The organism is Candidatus Pelagibacter communis, assembly GCF_001180025.1.
In the GTDB taxonomy this organism is placed as follows: Bacteria; Pseudomonadota; Alphaproteobacteria; order Pelagibacterales; family Pelagibacteraceae; genus Pelagibacter; species Pelagibacter ubique_A.
Map to the genome: position 1 here is coordinate 1 of NZ_CVSK01000012.1, position 1,110 is coordinate 1,110.

The window sequence follows — 1,110 nt, forward strand, 5'->3', positions numbered from 1 at the left end:
CCATGAAAGATTTTTTTGTCAGGAAAAATAGTATTTGTTTTTTTATTAAAGTAGCTTGAAATTACAGAGTCATAATAAGCTGTTTCAGTAAAAGCTATCCTTGATAGCTTTTCCCTAAAACTTAAGGAAGTAGATCCTTTGAACTTTTTTAATTCTTCAATTAATTCCTCATACTGGTCTGAAGACGTTATCACAGTCACATCATTATAGTTTTTAGCTGCAGACCTAACCATTGTGGGACCACCCACATCTATATTTTCTATAATTTTTTTATGGTTTCTTGTTTTTTTAAGAGTGTTCTCAAATGGATAAAAATTAACAATAACTAAATCAATATTCTCAAAACTGTTATCTTTTAGGTCTTTGAGGTGGGATTTTTTTTCTCTATTATTTAATATACCAGCATGAATTTTTGGATGGAGAGTTTTTACTCTACCTTCTAAAATTTCAGGAGAATTAGTAAATTTAGATACCTCTAAACATTCAAATTTTAATTTTTTAATTTCTTTATAAGTACCACCTGAGCTGATTATTTTAATTTTGTTCTTTTTTAAAATATTTAATAAAGGTCTTAAGTTTGTTTTGTCCGATACAGATATAAGAGCTGTTTTAATTTTTTTCTTCATTACAACTTACTGATTTCCCACTTAATTACCTGCTCTTTTTCGTTGTTCATACCTGAAATAAAAATATTTTGATTTTCTTTATATGAATTTTTATTACCGAAATATAAACCATTATCAATGTTAATATCAAATTTATCACAACTAAATTTCCAACCTTCTTCATCTATTTCAATCAGTATAGATTTGTTATCTTGCGTTTTCATCACTTTCGAGCTTGGATCAAGATGAAATCTAATGTCAAATTTAATTTCTTTATTTGGAGACTTTCTGAATAATTTATCGTAGCCGATAAATTTAATCTGTTCTGGATAAAATTCAATTTCCCTTTTACAAGTTGTTCCAAACTTAAGTAAATATCCATCATGCTCACCAGATATTTTCCAATAATTATTCTCAAAAATTACATTTTTTTTTGATACTTTCAGACCTCTATCAATAATCAAATTTTTTTGATGCCTAGTAAAATTACAAGAAGAATAATCCT

Annotated in this window: 1 protein-coding gene and 1 pseudogene; both read right to left on the reverse strand. The window is 26.7% G+C overall.

Annotated elements, in window-relative coordinates; all coding sequences use genetic code 11:
- Positions 1 to 626 (reverse strand): annotated as a pseudogene (locus tag AMN83_RS00240) (bifunctional phosphoribosylaminoimidazolecarboxamide formyltransferase/IMP cyclohydrolase); the annotation flags it as partial.
- The coding region (locus AMN83_RS00245) for a heparinase II/III domain-containing protein (RefSeq protein WP_179850394.1) at positions 626 to 1,110 on the reverse strand (485 nt) is incomplete at its 5' end. The pseudogene AMN83_RS00240 and the gene AMN83_RS00245, both read right to left, overlap by 1 nt.